General features: G+C 35.1%; 23 protein-coding genes. 22 read left to right on the plus strand and 1 reads right to left on the minus strand.

The genetic code is table 11. The annotated features are described in order from the left end of the window. Positions 1 to 87 precede the first annotated feature (87 nt). From GXW81_RS04550 to GXW81_RS04565, 4 genes are all read left to right on the plus strand, one after another. Positions 88 to 1,311, plus strand: a complete 1,224-nt coding sequence (locus tag GXW81_RS04550; protein ID WP_161531379.1) for a PolC-type DNA polymerase III — start codon at positions 88 to 90, stop codon at positions 1,309 to 1,311. Positions 1,312 to 1,355: 44 nt separating this feature from the next. Then, positions 1,356 to 3,005, plus strand: a complete 1,650-nt coding sequence (gene recN, locus GXW81_RS04555; protein ID WP_161531380.1) for a DNA repair protein RecN — start codon at positions 1,356 to 1,358, stop codon at positions 3,003 to 3,005. A 78-nt stretch (positions 3,006 to 3,083) separates the two neighbouring features. After that, on the plus strand, positions 3,084 to 3,947 hold the full coding sequence (locus tag GXW81_RS04560; RefSeq protein WP_161531381.1) for a GLPGLI family protein: 864 nt from the start codon (positions 3,084 to 3,086) through the stop codon (positions 3,945 to 3,947). Between the two features lie 116 nt (positions 3,948 to 4,063). Next, a complete protein-coding gene (locus GXW81_RS04565; protein ID WP_154137252.1) occupies positions 4,064 to 4,627 on the plus strand; it encodes a DUF3575 domain-containing protein in 564 nt (187 codons plus the stop codon). Positions 4,628 to 4,690: 63 nt separating this feature from the next. Here GXW81_RS04565 and GXW81_RS04570 read toward each other — a convergent pair whose 3' ends face one another. Then, positions 4,691 to 5,374 carry a zinc metallopeptidase gene (locus GXW81_RS04570; RefSeq protein ID WP_161531382.1) on the minus strand — a complete coding sequence of 228 codons (684 nt, stop codon included), beginning with the start codon at positions 5,372 to 5,374 and terminating at the stop codon, positions 4,691 to 4,693. An 82-nt stretch (positions 5,375 to 5,456) separates the two neighbouring features. Here GXW81_RS04570 and GXW81_RS04575 point away from each other — a divergent pair, with 82 nt between their 5' ends. The 18 genes from GXW81_RS04575 (at position 5,457) to GXW81_RS04665 (ending at position 22,034) form a co-directional block, all read left to right on the plus strand. After that, positions 5,457 to 6,581, plus strand: coding sequence for a GNAT family N-acetyltransferase (locus GXW81_RS04575; RefSeq protein WP_161531383.1), 1,125 nt, complete (start codon positions 5,457 to 5,459; stop codon positions 6,579 to 6,581). 313 nt (positions 6,582 to 6,894) lie between these two features. Continuing rightward, positions 6,895 to 7,260 carry an NADH-quinone oxidoreductase subunit A gene (locus tag GXW81_RS04585; RefSeq protein WP_004918335.1) on the plus strand — a complete coding sequence of 122 codons (366 nt, stop codon included), beginning with the start codon at positions 6,895 to 6,897 and terminating at the stop codon, positions 7,258 to 7,260. A gap of 43 nt (positions 7,261 to 7,303) precedes the next feature. Further along, complete coding sequence (locus GXW81_RS04590) at positions 7,304 to 7,858, plus strand: NADH-quinone oxidoreductase subunit B (RefSeq protein ID WP_004918338.1); 555 nt, start codon at positions 7,304 to 7,306, stop codon at positions 7,856 to 7,858. Positions 7,859 to 7,940: 82 nt separating this feature from the next. Then, positions 7,941 to 8,435 (plus strand): NADH-quinone oxidoreductase subunit C, encoded by a 495-nt coding sequence (locus GXW81_RS04595; protein WP_004918340.1) that lies wholly within the window; start codon positions 7,941 to 7,943, stop codon positions 8,433 to 8,435. Positions 8,436 to 8,470: 35 nt separating this feature from the next. After that, complete coding sequence (locus GXW81_RS04600; protein ID WP_064970368.1) at positions 8,471 to 9,694, plus strand: NADH-quinone oxidoreductase subunit D; 1,224 nt, start codon at positions 8,471 to 8,473, stop codon at positions 9,692 to 9,694. Between the two features lie 57 nt (positions 9,695 to 9,751). Then, entirely contained in the window at positions 9,752 to 10,264 is a 513-nt protein-coding gene (gene nuoE / locus GXW81_RS04605; protein WP_004918343.1) for an NAD(P)H-dependent oxidoreductase subunit E, read from the plus strand. Between the two features lie 12 nt (positions 10,265 to 10,276). Further along, positions 10,277 to 11,632 carry an NADH-quinone oxidoreductase subunit NuoF gene (gene nuoF / locus GXW81_RS04610; protein WP_014938101.1) on the plus strand — a complete coding sequence of 452 codons (1,356 nt, stop codon included), beginning with the start codon at positions 10,277 to 10,279 and terminating at the stop codon, positions 11,630 to 11,632. Positions 11,633 to 11,738: 106 nt separating this feature from the next. Then, complete coding sequence (locus tag GXW81_RS04615; RefSeq protein ID WP_161531385.1) at positions 11,739 to 12,758, plus strand: 2Fe-2S iron-sulfur cluster-binding protein; 1,020 nt, start codon at positions 11,739 to 11,741, stop codon at positions 12,756 to 12,758. A gap of 3 nt (positions 12,759 to 12,761) precedes the next feature. Then, a complete protein-coding gene (gene nuoH, locus GXW81_RS04620; RefSeq protein WP_161531386.1) occupies positions 12,762 to 13,826 on the plus strand; it encodes an NADH-quinone oxidoreductase subunit NuoH in 1,065 nt (354 codons plus the stop codon). Between the two features lie 73 nt (positions 13,827 to 13,899). Continuing rightward, on the plus strand, positions 13,900 to 14,427 hold the full coding sequence (locus tag GXW81_RS04625) for an NADH-quinone oxidoreductase subunit I (protein WP_013446881.1): 528 nt from the start codon (positions 13,900 to 13,902) through the stop codon (positions 14,425 to 14,427). 3 nt (positions 14,428 to 14,430) lie between these two features. After that, the gene (locus GXW81_RS04630; RefSeq protein ID WP_161531387.1) at positions 14,431 to 14,928 is read left to right on the plus strand and encodes an NADH-quinone oxidoreductase subunit J; all 498 of its coding nucleotides are present in this window, start codon (positions 14,431 to 14,433) and stop codon (positions 14,926 to 14,928) included. Positions 14,929 to 14,934: 6 nt separating this feature from the next. Beyond that, positions 14,935 to 15,261: an NADH-quinone oxidoreductase subunit NuoK gene (gene nuoK / locus GXW81_RS04635; RefSeq protein ID WP_004918357.1), complete on the plus strand. Its 327-nt coding sequence runs from the start codon at positions 14,935 to 14,937 to the stop codon at positions 15,259 to 15,261. Between the two features lie 7 nt (positions 15,262 to 15,268). Beyond that, positions 15,269 to 17,161, plus strand: coding sequence for an NADH-quinone oxidoreductase subunit L (gene nuoL, locus GXW81_RS04640; RefSeq protein WP_161531388.1), 1,893 nt, complete (start codon positions 15,269 to 15,271; stop codon positions 17,159 to 17,161). A gap of 3 nt (positions 17,162 to 17,164) precedes the next feature. After that, entirely contained in the window at positions 17,165 to 18,649 is a 1,485-nt protein-coding gene (locus GXW81_RS04645) for a NuoM family protein (RefSeq protein ID WP_161531389.1), read from the plus strand. A gap of 20 nt (positions 18,650 to 18,669) precedes the next feature. After that, positions 18,670 to 20,058, plus strand: a complete 1,389-nt coding sequence (locus GXW81_RS04650; RefSeq protein ID WP_161531390.1) for an NADH-quinone oxidoreductase subunit N — start codon at positions 18,670 to 18,672, stop codon at positions 20,056 to 20,058. A 150-nt stretch (positions 20,059 to 20,208) separates the two neighbouring features. Continuing rightward, positions 20,209 to 20,706 (plus strand): thiol peroxidase, encoded by a 498-nt coding sequence (gene tpx / locus GXW81_RS04655; RefSeq protein WP_161531391.1) that lies wholly within the window; start codon positions 20,209 to 20,211, stop codon positions 20,704 to 20,706. A gap of 55 nt (positions 20,707 to 20,761) precedes the next feature. Beyond that, positions 20,762 to 21,406, plus strand: a complete 645-nt coding sequence (locus tag GXW81_RS04660) for an NAD(P)H-binding protein (RefSeq protein WP_161531392.1) — start codon at positions 20,762 to 20,764, stop codon at positions 21,404 to 21,406. Between the two features lies 1 nt (position 21,407). Further along, on the plus strand, positions 21,408 to 22,034 hold the full coding sequence (locus tag GXW81_RS04665) for a J domain-containing protein (protein WP_161531393.1): 627 nt from the start codon (positions 21,408 to 21,410) through the stop codon (positions 22,032 to 22,034). Positions 22,035 to 22,322 lie beyond the last annotated feature (288 nt).

A 22,322-nucleotide genomic window follows, 5' to 3' on the forward strand; every position in this document is an offset into this window, starting at 1 on the left:
AAACGGTGGTTAAATTTGCATTTAATGAAAAATATCCGCAAGTTTGCACCCTTTGATATTGTGAGATTGTTTTATTTTAAAAACTAAATGTATTCGGTAATAGATATAGAGAGTAATGGTGGTGCATTCCGAGAGGAGTGTATTATAGAGGTCGCTATCTATCGTTATGATGGGCATAAGATAGTAGACCAATTTATCTCTATGGTAAATCCAGAAGCCGATATTTCTCATTTTGTGCAAAAACTGACAGGCATCACGCCTAAAATGGTTAAAACTGCTCCCAAGTTCCACGAAATTGCCAAAAGAATTATAGAAATCACCGAGGGGAGCACCTTAGTAGGGCATAATGTAGATTTTGATTATAGAATGTTGAGGCAATCTTTTAAGAGGTTGGGCTATCATTTCAGTATAGAAACATTAGACACAATACCTTTAGCCAAAAAACTTATTCCTAATGAAGAAAGTTATTCTTTGGGGAAATTGGTAAAATCTTTAGGAATACCTTTAGCAGAGCATCACAGGGCAAGTAGTGATGCTAGAGCAACGCTGGACCTTTTTAAACTGCTAATGACTAAGGATAAAGATAACGAGATTATCCAATCCCATTTTGAGGAAGCTAATGCAAAAACCTACCTCAATAAAGTTAAAACACTTACCCAAGATTTACCAGCAGAACGAGGGATTATTTATTTCCAAGATGCTGAAGGTAAGGTCATTTTATCCGAGGCTACAGATGGTATTTATAAGTTTGCGAAGAAGGTATTTAATGCTAAATCTAAAAAGTGGCAAAAAATACAAAACGAAGTAGAACAGATTTCCTATGAACTAGTGGCGTCAGAGTTGTTTGCAAAGCTGATTATGAATACTAAAGGTCTTACCAAAACGATACATTTGCCGTATGGACTTTTTTTTGAAAATGATGAATGGTTAGTCAAACGAGTGCGTAGAGATATGCCGTTATTGCCTATGATTAAATTTAAAACCCATTCGCAGGGGAGAAAGGTGCTTAATTTTATTAAAAATCACGAAGTTTTAAACCACAAAGAAACTCTTGAACAGTTTTTAAGTTTTAAAGATAAAAATATCCTTCTTACAGGACAGGGCAGGACGAGAGGCGAAAAATCGTTTTTGTTGATAGAAAAAGGGCAAGTGTCGGGCTATGGATTTTACGATTGGTACCACCAAATAAGCACTTACGATAAACTTTCGAAGTTAAAAATAAAAGTAGACAAAGTTTCCTCTGATTTGAAAAACGAAATAAAGTTAGCCCTGCTCAGAAATGAGTTTAAAACACAAGAGATTCCTAGCTAATATTTTCTTTCAGAGCTGAAAGTTAAATTCGTATTTTTGTACTTATGCTAAATAAAATTTACATACAGAACTTTGCCCTTATAGATAAGCTAAGTCTAAATCTTAATAAAGGTTTGCAGGTTATTACAGGAGAAACGGGAGCTGGTAAATCTATTATTTTAGGAGCTTTAAGGCTGATTCTTGGTGAGAGAGCCGACCTAAAAGCCGTGGCAGACACAGAACAAAAAAGTGTTGTAGAGGCTGAGTTTGAAGTTTCTAACGACTTAAAATCCTTTTTTGATGAGAATGATTTAGACTTTGAAAATTCCACCATCATTAGACGAGAAATTCTCCCAAGTGGCAAATCTAGGGCTTTTGTGAACGATGTTCCTGTAACATTAGATGTTCTTAAAAATTTGTCATCTAAGTTGGTGGATATACATTCGCAGTTTGAAACTTCGTTGTTATTTACGGAGGCTTATCAATTTAGAATTATAGATGGCATTGCACAAAATCAGTCTATTTTAGCAGAATATCAAAAGACTTTTTCGGCTTATCAGAATTTAAAGAAGGATTTAGAAGAAGCTCAAAATCATTTATCAGAAGGGCTTAAAGAGCGAGATTATAAATCTTTTCTACTCCAAGAATTAGAAGAATTAGCCTTAGATAAAATAGATTTTGAAGAGGTTAAAAACCAGTTGAACACACAAGAAAATGCGGAATTTATATCGGAGAATTTAGCTGCGGTGATTTCTCGTTTTCATCAAGAGGAGATTGGGGTATTAGATGCTTTGGCGGACGCTAAAACGAAACTGTATAGAGTATCGGAGGCTTCCTCTCAGTTTGATGAGGTGAGTCAGCGTTTAGAATCTGTATTTGAGGAGTTTAAAGATATTGTAAGCGAAGTAGAAAATCAGGCAGAAAAAATAGAAATGAATCCACATTTACTATCTGAACTTACAACGATAGTTAATAAAATCAATACACTATTTGTAAAGCATCAAGTAGATACAGTGGAGGATTTGTTGGCTATTAAAAATAAACTGTCCGAAGAGCAAAATAGCTTTGATACATTAGAGCAGAAGATAGATGATATTACTAAAAAGTTGGAACAATCTTTAGCTCAGTTAGAAGTGTTGTCAAAAGAATTGTCTTCAACTAGGATTAAAGCCAGCCTTGTGTTCAAAGATAAAATAGAGCAACTGCTGAAACAATTAGGTCTGGAGAAAGCCAAGATAGAAGTTAGTCTTTCGGAGGCGGAAACATTTAATTCCTTTGGGAAAGAAAACATCAATATTTTATTTCAAGCCAATACAGGATTTCCGCTTAAACCTATACAGACGGCAATTTCTGGTGGAGAGCGTTCTAGAGTGATGCTGAGCGTTAAGAAAATAATGGCAGAAACAACAGCTTTACCAACTTTAATTCTTGACGAAATAGATACAGGTGTTTCTGGAAGGGTAGCTGAAGAAATAGGAAAGGTGATGAAAGAAATGGCCAAAGATATGCAACTGATAGTGATTACCCATTTAGCACAGGTAGCGGCTAAAGGACACCATAATTACAAAGTGGTTAAAAGCGAGGTGGAAGGCAGAACGCAGTCTAGAATTATCTTGTTGTCAGAAGATGAAAAACTACACGAGATAGCCCAGATTTTATCAGGAGCGAAGGTTACAGATGCTGCTCTAGAACAGGCTAAGGAGCTGATGAAATAAAAAACAGATGTTTTAGTAAATTATGTTGTAACAAATCTGATGATTTTACTACTTATTGTTTAGAATAAAATTTTAATTATGAAAAAAATAAATCTTTTAGTATTACTTCTTTTAGTGGGATTGTTTTCTGCACAGGAAGTTAATCGTTTCTTTTATGAAATGACTTTTAAGCCAAGCAAAGATTCTGCTAACAAGGTGGAAAAAGAGCTTACGGTATTAGATGTGTGGAAAGATAAATCGGTTTATAGAGATTATATGGCGGTTTCTCAAGATTCGCTGATGAAGGCTTTTATGGAACAAGTTAAGAAAACAGGTAATATGTTTGACCAAGAAAAATTTGGATTAAAACAAGGTAAATTTACTTATTCCATAGTAAAGCCTTACCCAATTAAAGAGGTGGCTTATGAAGACTTTATTTTGGAAAAAAAGTTTGTATATAAAGAGCCTGTAAAGCTAGATTGGAAAATAGAAACAGAAAAAGCAACCATAGAAAATTACTCTACACAAAAAGCAACCGCTTCTTTCGGTGGAAGAAATTGGATAGCTTGGTTTACTACAGATATTCCTTTTGCTGATGGACCGTATAAATTTTATGGTTTACCGGGGCTTATTGTTAAAATAGAAGATACCCAAAACCATTATCAGTGGGTGCTTAAAGGAAATGAGAAACTTTCTGAAGAAAAAGCAACGCCATACTCTGAAAAAATGATGAAAGAATTTGGTATGGGGAATGGTATTGAGGTAACTCGCGAGAAGTTTGATAAAGCTTATCAAGCCTATAAACAAGACCCTTTTGCTTCTATCAAAACACATTTTAATAATCCGGCAATGAAAGAGTATAAACTTCCAGATGGTTCTTATTTTGTAGATAAAATAAAAGAAGCAGAAGTGAAACTGAAAAAGTTTTTAAACGAAAATAATAATCCTATTGAACTAAAATAGGCTTTTGCTAAGAAAGTAAAATTAGAAGAGCAGTACATATAGTTTATTTGTACTGCTTTTTTGTGGGATGTAGAATGTATGAAATTTATTAAATTTGCTCCATAAAAATTAGACCTATGAAAAAAATATTTATGTTTTTGAGTTTTATCTGCTTTGCTTGTTTTGTTCAGGCTCAGACGGATTCGTTAAGTACTAAACCTAAGCCAATCACTTCTATTAGGAGTAATGATGTTATGATTAGTCCTTTTCCTTTAATAGCTGGAGGAGCTATAAATGTTTCTTATGAGAGACTTATTGATGATAGTTCTGGTGTTGGTTTAGATATTATTTTAGGTTTAGGAGACATATCTGGTAATAGTCAATTTTCTCCTTATTACAGAAGATATTTTGGAAAAAAATATGCTTCAGGATTTTTTATAGAAGGTTTTCTTCCTATAACAACCTCTCGTGATGAGAAAATAGATTATTATTATAGTCCTTATAGTTACTCATTTTATCCTGTATATACAGAATCAACTAATACAACTATAGGTATAGGTTTTGGTATAGGGGGTAAGTGGGTAACGCGTAGTAATATCACTTTTGAAACAAGTATCGGTTTGGCAAGGAGATTTACTAAAGGAGAAATGGTAAGTCCTGTGGCAGGAAAGCTGATGTTAGGTGTAGGATATAGATTTTAGTAGTGTTTGTTAAATACAAATAAAAAAAGCCTCAAAATTTTTGAGGCTTTCTATTTATGATTTTTAATCTCTCCTCTCCATTAGCATAGAAGCAAAATAAATTAGCTGAGCTAATGAGCCTAACGCTGCAACTACATAAGTTCTAGCAGCCCATTTTAGAGAGTCTTCAGCACCAGCATATTCTTCTGTGGTTACAGTGCCTGTACTCTTTAACCATTTTAAAGCACGATTACTTGCATCGTACTCTACAGGGAGCGTAACGAATGCAAATAATGTTGTTATGGCAAATAGCACAACACCTATAGCTAATAGGGTTTTATTGCCACTTGCAGCCATTACTGCAATACCGCCTATAAGGATAAATTGTAACAAGTTAGAACTGATATTAACGATAGGAACTAACTTAGAACGAAGTTGTAACATAGAATACCCTACGGCATGTTGTATGGCGTGTCCACACTCGTGGGCGGCAACGGCAGCGGCAGCGGCATTTCTCTGCATATAAACTGCTTCGGACAGATTTACCGTTTTGTTCATAGGGTTGTAATGGTCTGTAAGTTGCCCAGGTATAGAGACTACCTGAACATCATGTATGCCATTGTCTCTTAACATTTTTTCTGCCACTTCTTTACCAGAAAGCCCGTTACTGAGAATTACTTTAGAGTAGTGATTAAACTTTGATTTTAACCTCGCCGAAACAAGCCAACTTACTAGAGTGATGATTCCTAAAATAATATAATAACCCATAATAATTTAATTTTTAGCCACTATTTAGAAAAAATTATGCCAAACTTTTATGTTATATTTGCTGTGAAAAAATGACCGAAATATGGCATCTATAGTAGTAAAAAAGGTAACTAACGATAACGAATTACAGGATTTCATAAAATTCCCAAACAAACTTTATAAAGAAAATCCCAACTATGTGCCACCACTTAACAACGATGAAAAGAATATTTGGAACGCTAAAGAAAACCCAGCTTTATCTTACTCTGATGCAGAACAATATTTAGCATATAGAAATGGAGAAGTTGTTGGGCGTATTGCACTTATGGTTAATTATAAGGAAGAAAAGGAGTTAGGTGTTAAAAAGTTGCGTTTTGGGTGGCTGGATTTTATAGATGATATAGAGGTTTCAAAAGCATTGATGGATAAAGCTATAGAAGTAGCTAAATCTAAAAATCTTCCCAAGATTGAAGGTCCAATGGGGTTTACTAATTTGGATAAAGCGGGTATGTTGATAAAAGGGTTTGACAAATTGGCAACTATGATAGGAATATATAATTTTGAATATTATCCCGCTCATTTAGAGGAACTTGGACTTAAAAAAGAAAAAGAATGGGTAGAGTTTGAAATTGATTTTCCAGAGCAACTGCCAGAAAAAGTAACCAAGTTTAGCGGTCTTATTAAAGAAAAATATAAGCTTAAGGTTCTTAGGTTTAATCATAAAAAAGAAATATTGCCTTTAGTAGAGCCTATGTTTAAATTACTTGATGAAACTTATAAGAATTTATCTACCTACACGCCGATTTCAGATGAGCAAATCAAGACTTATAAAGAGAAATATTTTGGTTTTATAGACAAAGATTATATCATTTGTATTTCTGATGAACATAATGATTTAATTGCTTTTGCTATCACAATGCCATCTTATTCTAGAGCTTTGCAAAAGGCTAAAGGTAAGTTGCTTCCGTTTGGGTGGTGGCACTTTCTACAAGCAAGTAAGAAGAATGATAGAGCTAACTTTTACCTAATAGGCATTCGTCCAGATTACCAGCGTAGAGGAGTTACTTCTATTATCTTTGAAGAGATTTATAAAGTGTTTAAGAAGAAAGGGGTGAGGTTTTTAGAAACCAATCCTGAGCTTGAAGAAAATAAAAATATTCAACTTTTGTGGCAGGATTATAATCCGGTTAATCACAAACGAAGAAGAACTTATTCATTAGACATTTAAGGCATTTTCAATGAAAAAACAACTTTATTTCTATGCGATTTTAATTATCGCATTTGTATTATATAATACCGTTTTTAAAGTCGAAGACGATAGGGTGAACGCTATCGTTAATATTACCTTTGCAAGTGTTCTGTTTTTGTATATTGCTTATATCGCTTGGGTGATATTAAAGAAAATGAAAAATAGATAAAATAGCTATTTAAAATAATTCTAAATTAACTAAATATAAGTTATTTTGCTTTTAAAAAGGAGGTGGCTTTTTTAGTTTTAAGGTTTAATTTCTTAGCTTTGCAGGTCAAGAATTAAAGTTATTATGAGTATTCCAGAAAATTATATTCCAATTTTAATACAAGCTGCTGTAGGCTTGGGGTTTGTGTTGATTTCTTTGGTAGCTTCTCATTATTTGGGACCTAGGCTTAATGGCGGAGTTAAAGATGATGCCTTTGAGTGTGGGGTAGAGATTGAAGGAGATGCTAGAACACCATTCTCTGTTAAGTATTTTCTTACAGCTATTTTATTTGTTTTATTTGATATAGAAATAGTTTTTTTCTACCCTTATGCGGTTAACTTTAGGGAGTTTGGGGTAGAAGGCTTTTTAGCTGTTCTTACATTTGTAGCAGTATTTTTTATCGGATTTTTCTATGTTCTTAAAAGAGGAGCTTTAGATTGGGATAAGTAAGAATGTTTAAGTAACTATTATATTTAAAAATTAGAAAAACGAGATGTCTAATAAACCTATTATAAAAACAGATGCACCAGCTCCTCCAGGATATTCAGGAGAGGGGTTCTTTGCAACAAAATTAAGTAGCCTTATAGGAATGGCACGTTCTTATTCCTTATGGCCACTACCATTTGCAACTTCTTGTTGTGGTATTGAGTTTATGGCAATGGCGATGCCTACTTATGATATGGCAAGATTCGGTGCAGAAAGAATGTCTTTCTCTCCAAGACAAGCAGATTGTCTTTTGGTTTGCGGAACTATATCTAAAAAATTAGCACCTGTACTTAAGCAAGTTTACTCTCAGATGGCAGAACCTAAATGGGTAATAGCGGTGGGAGCTTGTGCAAGTAGCGGTGGTATTTTTGATACTTATTCGGTACTACAAGGTATAGATAAAATTATACCTGTAGATGTATATGTGCCAGGGTGTCCGCCTAGACCAGAGCAGATATTAGAAGGGTTTATGCAGGTTCAGGCATTGGCACAGAGTGAAAGTCTTAGAAGAAGAGATATGCCAGAATATAAGGCATTGTTAGAAAGCTACGGTGTTAAATAAATTGAGATAATTTGAAATTGAGAGCTAGATTATCAAAAAATTAAAGAAGTTAAATCATTGTCAAATTATCATATAAAAAGATATGAACAACGAATTTGTTTTAGAGGCCATAAATAGAGAATTTCCAGAAGCGGTATTGTCAGTTTCTGAGCCTCATGGTCTGTTAACATTAGAGGTAAAAAAAGAAGAGGTAAAAAAACTTATTCATCATCTAAAAGATTCTTCTTTAGAAATAGGTTTTCTTACAGATATATGTGGTATCCATTATCCTCAAGATAAGGCTAAGGAACTAGGAGTTATCTATCATCTTCATAATATGAAGACTAATTTTAGAGTTCGTCTAAAAGTGTTTATGCCGATAGAAGAAGCAGAGGTAGATACCATTTCAGATTTATATTCAGGAGCTAACTGGATGGAGAGAGAAACATTTGATTTTTACGGTATTAGATTTAAGGGACACCCTGATTTAAGAATTATCTTAAACGACCCAGATATGGGCTACCACCCAATGCTTAAACAGTACCGTTTAGAAGATGGTACTAGAGAGGATAAAGATGATAAAATGTTTGGTAGATAGAACTATTGGATATTTTACCCAAAATAAAATGAATTATGAAAGATAACGAACTATCTAATATACTTAATCAATACGAAAGTAGTGAGCAAATTGATGGGCAATTATATACCCTTAATTTAGGACCTACACACCCCGCAACACATGGTATATTCCAAAATGTACTGACGATGGATGGGGAAAAAATACTTCACTCTGAGCAGACGGTAGGTTATATTCATCGTGCTTTTGAGAAAATATCAGAGAGAAGACCTTACGCCCAGATTACTACGCTTACAGACCGTCTTAATTATTGTTCAGCTCCAATCAACAACTTAGGATGGCATATGACGGTGGAAAAGCTCATCGGTTGTAAAGTACCGAAGAGAGTAGATTATATGCGTATCATCATTATGGAGTTGGCTAGGATTGCAGACCATTTGGTATGTAATGGGGTAATAGGAGTAGATACAGGAGCAATTACAGGGTTTACCTATGTATTCCAAGACAGAGAGCGTATTTACGAAATGTACGAGCAAATCTGCGGAGCTAGAATGACTACCAATATTGGTAGAATTGGTGGTTTTGAGAGAGATTTTAGCCCTAAATTTCACGAATTAATTAAAGATTTTATTAAAAACTTCCCAAAAAGATTCCAAGAGTTTTGTAACCTAATGGAGCGAAACAGAATCTTTATGGATAGAACTATTGGGGCAGGACCTATTTCGGCAGAGAGAGCTCTTAATTACAGCTTTACAGGACCAAATCTTCGTGCAGCTGGGGTAGATTACGATGTGCGTGTAGCACAACCTTATTCGTCTTATGATGATTTTGATTTTATCATTCCAGTAGGGACAGCGGGAGATACTTATGACAGATTTATGGTTCGTCAGCAGGAGATATGGGAAAGTTATAAGTTGGTTAAAAATGCTTACGAAAACCTTCCAGAAGGTGATTATCACGCAGATGTTCCAGAGTTTTATTTGCCAGCTAAAGCAGATGTTTACACCAAAATGGAAGCTCTTATCTATCACTTTAAAATTGTTATGGGAGAGCAAGATATTCCTAAAGGAGAGGTGTACCATTGTGTAGAGGGTGGAAATGGAGAGTTAGGCTTCTATCTTATTAGTGATGGTGGAAGAACGCCATACAGACTACACTTTAGAAGACCTTGTTTTATATACTACCAAGCGTTCCCAGAAATGATAAAAGGCTCTATGATTTCTGATGCTATTGTAACTATGAGTAGTATGAATGTAATTGCAGGAGAATTAGACGCCTAAAATTTTGCTAAAACTAAAAAAGAATTAGAGTACACAGTACTTTTACAAGATAAAAAAATGAACGAGACAGTTATAGCTTTTAAGCCAGAAACCTTAGAAAAGGTTCATAAAATCATCGCTAGATACCCTGAAGGGAAACAAAAGTCGGCACTTATTCCTGTTTTGCATATTGCACAAAAGGAATTTGGAGGGTGGCTTAGTGTTCCCGTGATGGACTATGTGGCGGAGGTGCTTAACATATTGCCAATAGAGGTGTACGAAGTGGCTACTTTCTACACGATGTTTAATATGAAGCCGGTAGGTAAATATGTGCTAGAAGTGTGTAGAACAGGACCTTGTATGCTCAATGGAAGTGATGATATTTTAGACCATATCCGTAAAACACTTAACATTAAGGATGGAGAAACTACGGAAGATGGTTTGTTTACATTAAAACCAGCGGAATGCTTAGGAGCTTGTGGCTACGCACCAATGATGCAGTTAGGGAAATTTTATCATGAACATTTAACTAAAGAGAAAGTAGATGAAATCCTTGAGCTATGCAGACAAGGAGCCATTGCTTTGGATTAAATAAAAGAAAAAATGAGTAAAAAACTTTTACTTAAAGATGCACATATAGAGGGTATTCGTTATTTTGATGTTTACCGCAAACAGGGAGGTTATCAAGCAGCAGAAAAGGCACTTAAGATGGCTCCTGAAGAAATTTTAGAAGAAGTAAAAACTTCTGGACTTAGAGGTCGTGGAGGAGCAGGTTTCCCTACGGGGCTTAAGTGGAGCTTTTTAGCGAAGCCAGAAGGGGTGCCTAGACACTTGGTAGTGAATGCCGATGAGTCAGAGCCAGGCACTTTCAAGGACAGATATTTGATGGAATTTATTCCTCATCTTTTAATTGAAGGAATGTTAATTTCGTCTTACTGTTTAGGTTCTAATGCTTCTTACATCTACATTAGAGGAGAATATTCTTGGATTCCTGATATTTTAGAGGAAGCTATTGAGGAAGCTAAAAAAGCAGGATTTTTAGGTAAAAATATATTAGGTTCTGGTTTTGATTTGGAAATTTATGTCCAAAGAGGAGGTGGAGCTTACATCTGTGGAGAGGAAACCGCTCTTCTAGAATCATTAGAAGGAAGAAGAGGTAATCCTAGACTAAAACCTCCATTCCCAGCGGTTAAAGGGCTTTGGGAAAGACCTACGGTAGTTAATAATGTGGAGTCTATTGCCGCAGTAGTGCCTATTATCAATATTTCTGGAGCAGAGTATGCTAAAATTGGAGTTGGGCGTTCTACAGGAACTAAGCTAATTTCAGCGTGTGGTAATATCAATAAACCAGGAGTTTATGAGATTGATATGACCATTACAGTGGAAGAATTTATATATTCTGATGAATATTGTGGTGGAATACCTAACGGAAAGCGTCTTAAGGCGTGTATTCCTGGAGGAAGTTCTGTGCCTATTGTACCAGCTAATTTATTGCTAAGAACCATAGATGGCAAACCAAGATATATGAATTACGAATCCCTTTCAGAAGGAGGGTTTGCTACGGGAACGATGATGGGGTCAGGTGGTTTCATTGTTTTAGATGAAGACCAATCTGTGGTAAAACACACTATGACTTTAGCTCGTTTCTACAACCACGAAAGCTGTGGACAATGTACACCTTGTAGAGAAGGAACGGGGTGGATGTATCGTATCCTGAAAAAGATTGTAGAAGGTAAAGGAGAAATGTCCGATATAGATTTACTATGGGATATTCAAAGAAAAATAGAGGGTAATACCATTTGTCCGTTAGGAGATGCGGCAGCGTGGCCTGTAGCAGCAGCTATTCGCCATTTCCGTGATGAGTTTGAATGGTATGTTAAAAACCCAGAGTTAGCATTAACTCAAAACTACGGTTTAGGAAACTATGCAGATCCTATTCCTTTAAAAGTGGAAGAGTAATTTTCTCAGATGTAGTAAAGAAATATTACTAATAAAGAGAAATGTATATATAAAATAACACAGTCAATTCATAGCCTATTTTTGAAAAGGTTAATTATAGAAAATTATGAGTGAGGAAGTTAAAAAGTTTAAAGTAACTATAGATGGGCAGACTACAGAGGTTGCTCCTGGTACTAGTATCCTAGAGGCTGCTAGACAAATCGGGGGGAAGTCTGTGCCGCCTGCAATGTGCTATTATAGTAAATTGGAAACTAGTGGTGGTAGATGTCGTACTTGTTTGGTAGAGGTTTCTAAAGGGTCAGAAGCAGACCCTAGACCAATGCCTAAACTTGTGGCAAGTTGTCGTACAACAGTGATGGACGGTATGGAGGTAAAAAATTTAACTTCTGAGAAAACTCAAGAGGCCAGAAAAGCCGTTACTGAGTTCCTCCTTGTTAATCACCCATTGGATTGTCCAATTTGTGACCAAGCTGGAGAGTGTCATCTTCAAGACTTAGGCTATGAACACGGAGTAGAAAATACAAGAACGGAGTTTGAAAGAAGAACTTTTGAACCAGAAGATATAGGTCCTTATATTAAACTTAATATGAACCGTTGTATCCTATGTGCTAGATGTGTCTTAGCGGCTAATCAGCTTACGAAAGAGAGAGAGCATGGGATATTATTTAGAGGTGATCACGCCGAAATATCTACCTACCTCAATAAGGCATTAGAGAATGATTTTATAGGTAATGTGATTGATGTTTGTCCTGTGGGAGCTCTAACGGATAACACTTCTCGTTTTGCGAGTAGAGTATGGTTTACAAAACCTATGAACGCTACTTGTAAGTGCGAAAAATGTAGTGGTAAAGCAGTATTGTGGATGAAGGGGGATGAGGTTATCAGAGTAACGGCTAGAAAAGACGAGTATGGTGAAGTAGAAGAATTTATTTGTAATGATTGCCGTTTCCATAAAAAAGATGTCAAGTATTGGAATGTTGAAGGACCAAGACATATCAGCAGACATTCTGTAATTTCTGCTAATCATTACGAAGATTCAACGAATGCTTACGAGCTTTTGGAGGATAATACAGCAAAAGAAATAGAAAGCTCTACAGAAAATAAAAATCAAGAAGAAGAAAAATAAGTTATGGATTTATTGACTTTTAAAACGATATTAGTAATCTCTCTTTTTATTCTGTCTCTTACGGTAGCGGCTTATTCTACTTGGGCAGAAAGAAAGGTGGCTGCATTGATGCAAGACCGTATCGGTCCTAATAGGACTGGTCCATTGGGATTATTACAACCTTTGGCTGACGGTGGTAAATTTTTCTTTAAGGAAGACTTTATTCCTAAAAATTCAGAGAAGTTTTTATTTATTTTAGGTCCTGGTTTGGTGATGTTTATATCACTTATTACAGGAGCGGTTATTCCTTGGGGAAAAAGCCTTAACATAGGTGGAGAATCGTTTAGTTTACAAGTAGCTAACATAGATGTTGGGGTGCTTTACCTTATAGGTATGGTGTCTGTGGGAGTTTATGGCATTATGATAGGTGGTTGGGCTTCTAACAATAAATATTCTCTTATAGGTGCTATTCGTGCATCTTCTCAGATGATATCTTATGAATTAGCTATGGGGTTAGCATTATTGTCTATCATTATGATGGCAGGTTCATTAGATTTAAGAGTAATTACAGAAGCACAAGGCACAGGCAAACTATGGGGCGTAATTCCTGTAGGTTCTGGAATGAATTGGAATATTTTTTATCAACCAGTAGCCTTCTTAGTTTTCTTGGTAGCTGCATTGGCAGAGTGTAACCGACATCCGTTCGATTTACCAGAGTGTGAGGCTGAGCTCGTGGCTGGTTTTATGACAGAGTATTCTGCGATGAAGTTGGGATTATATATGTTTGGGGAATATGTTAATATGTTTATCTCCAATGCTTTAATGGTGGTTTTATTCTTTGGTGGTTACAACTATCCAGGTGTAGAATGGGTAACGACTACCTATGGTGAAAATGTAGCTGGAATTTTAAGTATTGTTGCGTTTTTGAGTAAAACATTCTTTGGTATCTTCTTGTTTATGTGGATTAGATGGACGCTTCCTCGTTTCCGTTACGACCAACTGATGCATCTTGGTTGGAAGACTTTAATCCCATTAACATTAGTTAATTTATTGATAACAGGAGCGGTAATATTAGCGTTTGGAAGTTAATACCAAATTTATAAAATTGAAATACAAGATAAAGACAATTAAATAATGTCTAACATCTAATATCTAATAGATAATGAAATTAACAAATAGATCAAAAGTAGTTTCTAATAAAAAGATGACTTTGGCGGAAAAGGCTTATCTCCCTGCTATAGTTAAGGGTATGAGCATTACACTAAAGCATTTTTTTAAGAAAGATAGTACGATACAATATCCAGAACAAGAAAAGCCAAGGGCTAAAGTATGGCGTGGGAGACATGTTCTTAAAAGAGATGATGAAGGTAGAGAAAGATGTACCGCTTGCGGGCTTTGTGCAGTTGCTTGTCCTGCGGAAGCCATTACGATGACTTCGGCTGAAAGAACTAAGGAAGAAAAACATCTTTATAGAGAGGAAAAATATGCTTCTACTTACGAAATTAATATGTTGAGATGTATTTTCTGTGGATTGTGTGAGGAGGCTTGTCCTAAATCGGCGATTTATCTTACAGATAGATTAGTAGATGTAGAGTCTAACCGTGGTTCTTTTGTCTATGGAAAAGACAAACTAGTGGAGGATATGAACAATAGAATAGATATTAGTGAAAGACAAAAGAAATCTTATTAAGTAATGGAGCAGATTGTTTTTTATATTATTTCAGGTTTAGCGGTTATTAGTGCTATCTATTTTGTAGCAGCTAAAAATCCGTTATATAGTATATTGTCTTTAGTAATTACATTTTTTTCTATAGCAGGATTGTATATATTACTTAACGCTCAATTTTTGGGAATTGTGCAGATTATAGTATATGCAGGAGCTATTATGGTTTTATTCTTATATGTGCTTATGATGCTTAATCTAAAGGAGAAAGACGAAGGCAAAAAGGATAACCTAATGAAATTTGCAGGAATTTTCTCTGTAGGGCTTCTTTTAGTAGGTTTTGTAGGTGCTTTAAGAGGTTATGTAGGAAATGAATTACCTGTAACTGAGATTACAGAAGGTGTAGGGCTTACCAAAAATTTGGGAAGATTATTGTTTAATGAGTATGTATTGCCGTTTGAGTTGGCTTCAATTTTAATTCTTTCGGGGATTGTAGGAGCGGTGCTAATTGGTAAAAAAGATTTATAAAATATTATGGAAATGAATTCTTTTGTACAGAACATTCCTTTGGATTATTACGTAGTTTTATCTACATTTTTATTCTGTTTGGGTGTTTTGGGTGTTTTGTTAAGAAAAAATGCCATTGTTATTTTGGGATGTGTAGAGCTTATGCTTAATTCTGTAAATCTATTATTAGTAGCATTTTCTACCTATTACGGAGATGCTCATGGGCAGATGTTGGTATTTTTCATTATGGTGGTAGCTGCGGCAGAAGTGGCTGTGGGACTGGCTATTATTACTATGATGTACCGAAATATAAAATCAGTAGATATTAGTATTTTAAATAAATTAAAAGGATAAAAGAAATATGGAAAATATAGTTTATGCGATTGTTCTTTTTCCTTTATTAGGCTTTTTAATCAACGGATTATTAGGGAAAAGATTACCTAAAATTGTGGTAGGCGGTTTGGCTACTGCGGTGGTATTTGTTTCATTTTTACTTTCGGTTTATATCTTTACACAGTTCAATTCGGATAGTCCTGCTTTAGTGGTAAAGGCTTTTGAATGGTTCCGTGTTAATGGTATGCAGGTTAATTTTGGGTTTCAGGTAGACCAGCTTTCTTTAATGATGATGATGATCATTACAGGGATTGGTTCTTTAATCCACTTGTATTCTATTGGTTATATGAGCCACGATGAAGGCTTCTATAAATTCTTTACTTACCTCAACCTGTTTATATTCTCTATGTTACTTCTAGTAATGGGAAGTAACTATTTGATTCTGTTTATCGGTTGGGAAGGTGTTGGTCTTTGTTCTTATTTATTGATTGGTTTTTGGTATAAAAATCAAGAATATGGTAAGGCGGCTAGAAAGGCTTTCATTATGAACCGTATAGGAGATTTAGGTTTGTTGATAGGTATTTTTATGTTAGCATCTGAAGTAAATGCGGTAGATTATCTAAGTGTAGCTCAAAACTCATCTACGTTTGCTATTGATAGCCCAGTTGTTATCTTTATCACATTGAGTTTATTTGTAGGAGCGGTAGGTAAATCAGCACAATTGCCGTTATTTACATGGTTACCAGATGCCATGGCAGGACCTACTCCAGTATCTGCACTTATCCACGCAGCTACGATGGTTACAGCGGGGATTTATTTGGTAGTTCGTTCTAACTTCTTATATTCTTTAGCACCTACAACATTAGATGTTATCTTGTATATAGCATTGCTTACAGCAGCTTTAGCAGCGTTTATGGCATTAAGACAAAACGACATTAAAAAGGTATTGGCTTACTCTACAGTATCTCAGCTAGGGTTTATGTTTGTAGCTTTAGGAGTAGGAGCTTATACAGCGGCGATGTTCCATTTGATGACACACGCTTTTTTCAAGGCATTACTATTCTTAGGTTCAGGTTCTGTAATCCACGCAATGAGCGGAGAGCAAGATATGAGATTTATGGGAGGACTTAAAAAGTATATTCCTATAACTCACGCTACTTTTTTTATAGGTACATTGGCTATATCGGGAATGCCGTTATTTTCAGGTATGATTTCTAAAGATGAAATATTGGTGTCAGCGTATGCTAAAAATCCAATATTCTGGGTAATTCTTTTCGTAATAGCAGCTATGACGGCTACTTATATGTTTAGATTGTATTATCTTACTTTCCACGGCTCTTTCAGAGGGACAGAGGAGCAAAAACATCACCTTCACGAAAGTCCACTTAATATGACTTTACCATTGATGGTTTTATCTGTATTGTCTTTGTTGGGTGGTTTCTTGAATTTGCCTCATTTTATAGCTCACGGAGAATACCAAACTTTACACCATTGGTTAGAAGGGTTGTATTATGTTTACACAAAGGAAACGGTTGAAGTTCCATTTAATGTAGAAATGATTTTACTAGGGCTTACAGTACTAATGTTCTTTGTAGTTTGGTTTGTGGTTAGATATCTGTATGTTACTAAAAACAAACAGCCTAAAGCTGAATATACAGGTTGGGAAAAACTGTCTGCTCAAAAATTGTATATAGACGAAATTTACAATGCTGCTGTGGTAAAACCAGTAGAAGGTTTGGGTAAATTGGCTTCTATGTTTGATAAAGGAATTTTAGACCGTTTAGTAACACTTGTAGGTTTAGGTTCGGTAGGTTCAGGTAGAGCATTCAAAAAAGTTCAGAATGGAAATGTAGAAAACTACATTTTAATTATGTCTTTGGCGATAGGTATTATTTTAATTATTAACTTTTTAGTTCTATAATAGATGTTATTATCATTATTACTATTACCTCTTGTAGGTTCAGGATTGGTTTTTGCTTGGAAGAGCTCTCAGAGTAGGTATTTGGCATTTGGTATAGCTTTAGCTCAGTTGTTGCTGGCATTTGTGATGTTGTTTAATTTCAACTACACAGATTCTGTAGATGGCGAAATGCAGTACCAAATACAATACGATTGGAGTTATTTGATAAGAAGTAGTTTAAGTTTCGGTATAGATGGTATGGGTATGCTAATGATATTGCTTACCAATATTTTAGTGCCTTTTATCATTCTATCATCGTTTAATCAACAGACATCTTATAGAAATACTTTTTATGGACTTGTCTTATTGATGCAGTTTGGTCTTTTAGGCGTTTTCACTGCGTTAGATGGTTTATTATTCTATATATTTTGGGAAGTTACCCTTATTCCAATATTGTTTATATGCGGAATTTGGGGGCAAGAAGACCAAAGAATTAAAACAACTACTAAGTTTTTTGTCTATACTTTCTTCGGTTCTTTATTCATGTTGGTTGGTTTAGTTTATTTATACAATCATTCAGACTCTTTTGCTTTGATAGATTTGTATAATGCGGCTCTGAATACTGAACAACAGACCTTTGTTTTCTGGTTAATTATGATGGCATTTGCGGTTAAGTTGCCATTATTTCCCTTCCATACTTGGCAGCCAGATACATATACTTATGCACCAACGCAAGGCTCTATGCTTCTGTCAGGGATTATGCTTAAAATGGCAGTCTATGGAGTGCTAAGATATCTATTACCAATAGCTCCAGAGGCCGTACTAGGTCTTTCTGGTAAAATAATAATGGTAATGGCAATAGTGGGGATTATTTATGGAGCTTTAATAGCTATTGTGAATAATGATGTTAAGAGAATTATCGCTTATTCATCTCTATCGCATGTGGGGTTAATGGTTGCAGGAATTTTTGCTTCTGCTATTGTTACACTTAATGGAACATTTACTTATGAGGGTGCTGAGGGTGCTATGGTACAAACTTTTGCACACGGTATCAATGTGGTAGGGTTATTCTACTGTGCTGATATTCTCATTAAAAGATTTGGTACAAGAGACCTTCGTCAGATGGGTGGATTGGCTAGAGTAGCTCCTAAGTTTGCAGTACTGTTTATGATTATTTTATTAGGGTCTATGGCGGTTCCGTTGACAAATGGATTTATCGGAGAATTTATGTTACTAAAAGCCGTATTTAGCTACAATACATTAGCAGTAATAGTTTCTGGACTAACAGTAATCTTAGCAGCAGTATATATGCTAAGACTTTATGGTAAAGCAATGTTTGGAGAAGGAGACGAAGCTGTTTTATCACAAGTTAAAGACCTTTCGGCGGTAGAATTTTCGGTATTGGCAGGGTTATCTATTTTTGTAATAGTATTGGGAGTGTATCCTAATATCATTATAGAAATGGTGCAAAGTTCGTTAAAGTTTATTTACTTATCTGTGATAAGTTAACAAAATGATATTTTAAAAAGATGAGTGTTTTAATTACTATATTTATCACAGCAGTTATTGCTTTGTTTACGGGTGTTTTTAATCAGGGTAAATATGCTAGGTATGTAGGAATTCTTGGTTTGGGAATTGCGTTATATGTTAGTTTCCTTCCTGATTGTACTTTTTTTGAAAAATACAATGCGATGTTTAGCTATAGTGCTAATACAGCATTATTTACCAAAATATCTTTGGTGGTAACTCTTTTATTATTTTTTATTGCAGGTTTTGCATTTAGTAATCATAGAAGTCACCAGTCGGAGCTTTATGCTTTAATGCTATTTTCTCTTTGTGGAGGTATTATTTTGTTTGGATTCCAAAATATGGTTACTCTATTTTTAGGGATAGAGATACTGTCTATACCGCTTTATGTTATGGCAGGAAGTGCTAAAACCAACCTTCGTTCTGTAGAAGCGTCTATGAAATACTTTTTGATGGGTGCTTTTGCTACGGGCTTTTTGCTTTTCGGTATCGCTTTGATTTATGGTAGTACAGGTAGTTTTGATTTAGCAACTATCCACCTTTTTAGAGGAGCACACGGAGCTACAAGCAAAATGTTTTTATTAGGAATTGTAATGATGTTGGTGGCTATGGCATTTAAAGTATCTTTAGCACCATTCCATATGTGGAGTCCAGATGTATATCAAGGAGCACCGTCTCTTATTACAGGCTTTATGGCATCAGTGGTTAAGATAGCAGGATTTTATGCGTTTTTCAAAGTGATGACTTTAGCATTTATCGGAGGTTTTTCTATGTGGATTAACATCGTGGCTGTGCTTATTATATTAACGCTCATCTTGTCTAATATTATGGGATTGGCACAAACCAATGCGAAGAGAATGTTGGCTTACTCTAGTGTTTCTCATGCAGGGTATATTGCACTAATTTTTTTCGGGTTTAATAGCCTTTCTGTATATAATTTAGCTTTCTATCTATTTGCTTATTCTTTAGCAACAGTTGGGGTGTTTATGTGCTTGATATGGGTAGAAAAAATTAAAAGAGAAACTTCTTTTGAAGCATTTAACGGTTTGGCAAAAACAGAACCTTTATTAGCTATTGTAGCTTCTGTATCTTTATTGTCAATGGCTGGTATTCCGCTTACGGCAGGGTTTATAGGTAAATTTAATGTTTTTAGTCAAGCTATTTCAGGTAACGCTACTGTACTGGTAATTGTAGCTATCTTGGGTTCTGCCTTGAGTATCGCTTATTATTTAAGATTGATTATAGCGATGTTCTTTTATCAAGAAAGTACATTTAAAACTAGTGAAAAGGTAAGTATTACTTATAACATTATGGCGGTGGTGCTTGTATTGTTATTGGTAGCGATGGGAGTGTATCCAGATTTATTTGCTATGCAATTTGGACTTTATTAAGAAAATAAAATAAGAATCAATCAGTTGATATAGAGAGCATAAACTTTTCGGAGTTTATGCTTTTTTATTGGTGTTTATTAGGATAGTAAAGCTAACAATAGGTTTGTAAGAAATTTATATTTATTTTTGATAAATATTAAAACATTTAAAATGGCAAAACTAACATTAAAAGGTAATGAAATTAGTAGTGTAGGAGAACTTCCTAAACTAGGAGAAACAATAAAAGACTTTAATCTAGTAGCTTCAGATTTAAGCGAAAAAACTAAAAATGACTTCTCAGGAAAAAGAAAAGTACTTAATATTTTCCCAAGTATAGACACGGGAGTATGTGCCGCTTCAGCGAGAAAATTTAATGAAGAAGCATCTAAGTTAGATAATACGATAGTGATAAATATCTCTAGAGATTTACCATTTGCATTAGGGCGTTTTTGTGCTGCGGAAGGTTTAAATAATGTGGAAACACTATCTGATTTCAGAAGTAATTTTGGGGAAGAATTTGGTGTTACTTTAGTAGATTCACCACTTAAAGGATTGTTGAGTAGAGCGGTTGTTATCACTGATGAAAATGATAAAGTGATTTACACAGAACAAGTATCCGAAATTACTAACGAGCCTAACTACGAAGCCGCTTTAGCGAGCTTAAAATAAATTATTTTAGAGGGGGAGAACCTGCATTAGTTCTCCCTTTTTGTATTTTGATGAGATGAAAAAAGCAGTAGTTATTGGTGGGACGGGAGCTACAGGTAAGGCTCTATTACATACACTTTCTAATGATTTGTCGTATCAGTCGGTGGTGGCATTATCTAGGAGAGACAGCACTTCGTTATTACCAAAAGTGGAGGTTTGTAAAGTAGATTTTAATCATTTAGAACAAAGTTCGGCTATTATCAGCGGAGATGTTGCATTTTCTTGTTTAGGAACTACGCTTAAAGACGCTGGGAGTCAAGACGCTCAGTGGCGTGTGGATTATGATTACCAATACACATTTGCTAAAATAGCCAAAGAAAACGGAGTTTCTACATTGGTTTTAATTTCTTCTATGGGAGCAGATAAAAAGTCGCCAATTTTCTATTCTAAAATGAAGGGTAAACTAGAGGAGGCAATTACAGAACTTAATTTCCCTAACCTTATTATTTTAAGACCAAGTTTACTTATACGCCCTGAAACCAAGAGATTGGGAGAGCGTATTTCACTACCTATATTAAATACTTTTAATAAAATAGGATTGCTGAAAAAATATCAACCTATATCAGTGGAAGATTTAAGTAAAGCAATGGTAAAATCGGTGGAAAGGTACAAAACAGGCACTCATATTTTAGAACTAAAACAAATTTTGGAATTGGTTTAAGGTGAAGAATTACTATTATTTTTTAGGAATTTCGGAAGAGGCTACATCGGAAGACATCAAGAAGGCTTACCGAAAATTATCACTTAAATATCACCCTGATAAAAACGAAAACGATTCATTTTTTGTGGAGCGTTTCAGAGAAGTTCAGGAGGCTTACGAGGTGCTTATCAACTCAAGTAGTAGAAGTTTATACGACCAAAAACTAGCACAAATACAACAAAACATTAAATCCGACCAGCCGCCTTACATCAAGACTTTCCACGCGAATAAACTTCGAGTGAAAAAAGGCGAAGAAATTATCCTAAATTGGCAGACACAAAACGCCGATGTAATAAAAATAATCCCTTTTGGTCTAGTAAAAAACTATGGAGAAAAAAAGGTGAAAATCACACAATTTGATACCAACGGAGAGTGCCGAATTTTACTGAATGCTACCAATACACTATTGCAAAAAACCGTTGCCAAAGGCATCACCATAAAAGAAATACAGGAAGTGGAAACCCCTCTCTCTGAAACTCATTTTACCAATACAAAACAGCAATCAAACATTGCCAACCGACCTAGTAAACTTCCATATATCCTAGCTCTATTGTTGGTGATACTACTTTTATTTTGGCTTTTTCGTTAAGCCATTTTCAATCTGCCAGGGCATTTTTTGCACCTTTTGCCCTTTTTAAACTTTTTACAACATTTCTTTTTGCTGCAAAACATCTCTTGTTCAGCCGAAAACGCTGGCGTAAGTACAGGTACTTTAAAAGGAATTACTGCTGTATTCATGTTGCAAATATAATCTAATTTGGATTAAATACAAATAAAAATAAACTCATCAATTAGCTGATATTTATCAGATTTTATTTAGGAGCTATTTCCCGCTATCCGCTCATACTCCTCGCTCAGAGGCTCCGCTTCACTCTGC

Origin of the sequence: Riemerella anatipestifer (genome assembly GCF_009932355.1) — a bacterium.
Taxonomy (GTDB): domain Bacteria; phylum Bacteroidota; class Bacteroidia; order Flavobacteriales; family Weeksellaceae; genus Riemerella; species Riemerella anatipestifer_E.

Coding starts and splice junctions, on each gene's coding strand:
- GXW81_RS04550 (WP_161531379.1), top strand. CDS start 88: ATGTATTCGGTAATAGATATAGAGAGTAATGGTGGTGCATTCCGAGAG.
- recN (WP_161531380.1), top strand. CDS start 1,356: ATGCTAAATAAAATTTACATACAGAACTTTGCCCTTATAGATAAGCTA.
- GXW81_RS04560 (WP_161531381.1), top strand. CDS start 3,084: ATGAAAAAAATAAATCTTTTAGTATTACTTCTTTTAGTGGGATTGTTT.
- GXW81_RS04565 (WP_154137252.1), top strand. CDS start 4,064: ATGAAAAAAATATTTATGTTTTTGAGTTTTATCTGCTTTGCTTGTTTT.
- GXW81_RS04570 (WP_161531382.1), bottom strand. CDS start 5,374: ATGGGTTATTATATTATTTTAGGAATCATCACTCTAGTAAGTTGGCTT.
- GXW81_RS04575 (WP_161531383.1), top strand. CDS start 5,457: ATGGCATCTATAGTAGTAAAAAAGGTAACTAACGATAACGAATTACAG.
- GXW81_RS04585 (WP_004918335.1), top strand. CDS start 6,895: ATGAGTATTCCAGAAAATTATATTCCAATTTTAATACAAGCTGCTGTA.
- GXW81_RS04590 (WP_004918338.1), top strand. CDS start 7,304: ATGTCTAATAAACCTATTATAAAAACAGATGCACCAGCTCCTCCAGGA.
- GXW81_RS04595 (WP_004918340.1), top strand. CDS start 7,941: ATGAACAACGAATTTGTTTTAGAGGCCATAAATAGAGAATTTCCAGAA.
- GXW81_RS04600 (WP_064970368.1), top strand. CDS start 8,471: ATGAAAGATAACGAACTATCTAATATACTTAATCAATACGAAAGTAGT.
- nuoE (WP_004918343.1), top strand. CDS start 9,752: ATGAACGAGACAGTTATAGCTTTTAAGCCAGAAACCTTAGAAAAGGTT.
- nuoF (WP_014938101.1), top strand. CDS start 10,277: ATGAGTAAAAAACTTTTACTTAAAGATGCACATATAGAGGGTATTCGT.
- GXW81_RS04615 (WP_161531385.1), top strand. CDS start 11,739: ATGAGTGAGGAAGTTAAAAAGTTTAAAGTAACTATAGATGGGCAGACT.
- nuoH (WP_161531386.1), top strand. CDS start 12,762: ATGGATTTATTGACTTTTAAAACGATATTAGTAATCTCTCTTTTTATT.
- GXW81_RS04625 (WP_013446881.1), top strand. CDS start 13,900: ATGAAATTAACAAATAGATCAAAAGTAGTTTCTAATAAAAAGATGACT.
- GXW81_RS04630 (WP_161531387.1), top strand. CDS start 14,431: ATGGAGCAGATTGTTTTTTATATTATTTCAGGTTTAGCGGTTATTAGT.
- nuoK (WP_004918357.1), top strand. CDS start 14,935: ATGGAAATGAATTCTTTTGTACAGAACATTCCTTTGGATTATTACGTA.
- nuoL (WP_161531388.1), top strand. CDS start 15,269: ATGGAAAATATAGTTTATGCGATTGTTCTTTTTCCTTTATTAGGCTTT.
- GXW81_RS04645 (WP_161531389.1), top strand. CDS start 17,165: ATGTTATTATCATTATTACTATTACCTCTTGTAGGTTCAGGATTGGTT.
- GXW81_RS04650 (WP_161531390.1), top strand. CDS start 18,670: ATGAGTGTTTTAATTACTATATTTATCACAGCAGTTATTGCTTTGTTT.
- tpx (WP_161531391.1), top strand. CDS start 20,209: ATGGCAAAACTAACATTAAAAGGTAATGAAATTAGTAGTGTAGGAGAA.
- GXW81_RS04660 (WP_161531392.1), top strand. CDS start 20,762: ATGAAAAAAGCAGTAGTTATTGGTGGGACGGGAGCTACAGGTAAGGCT.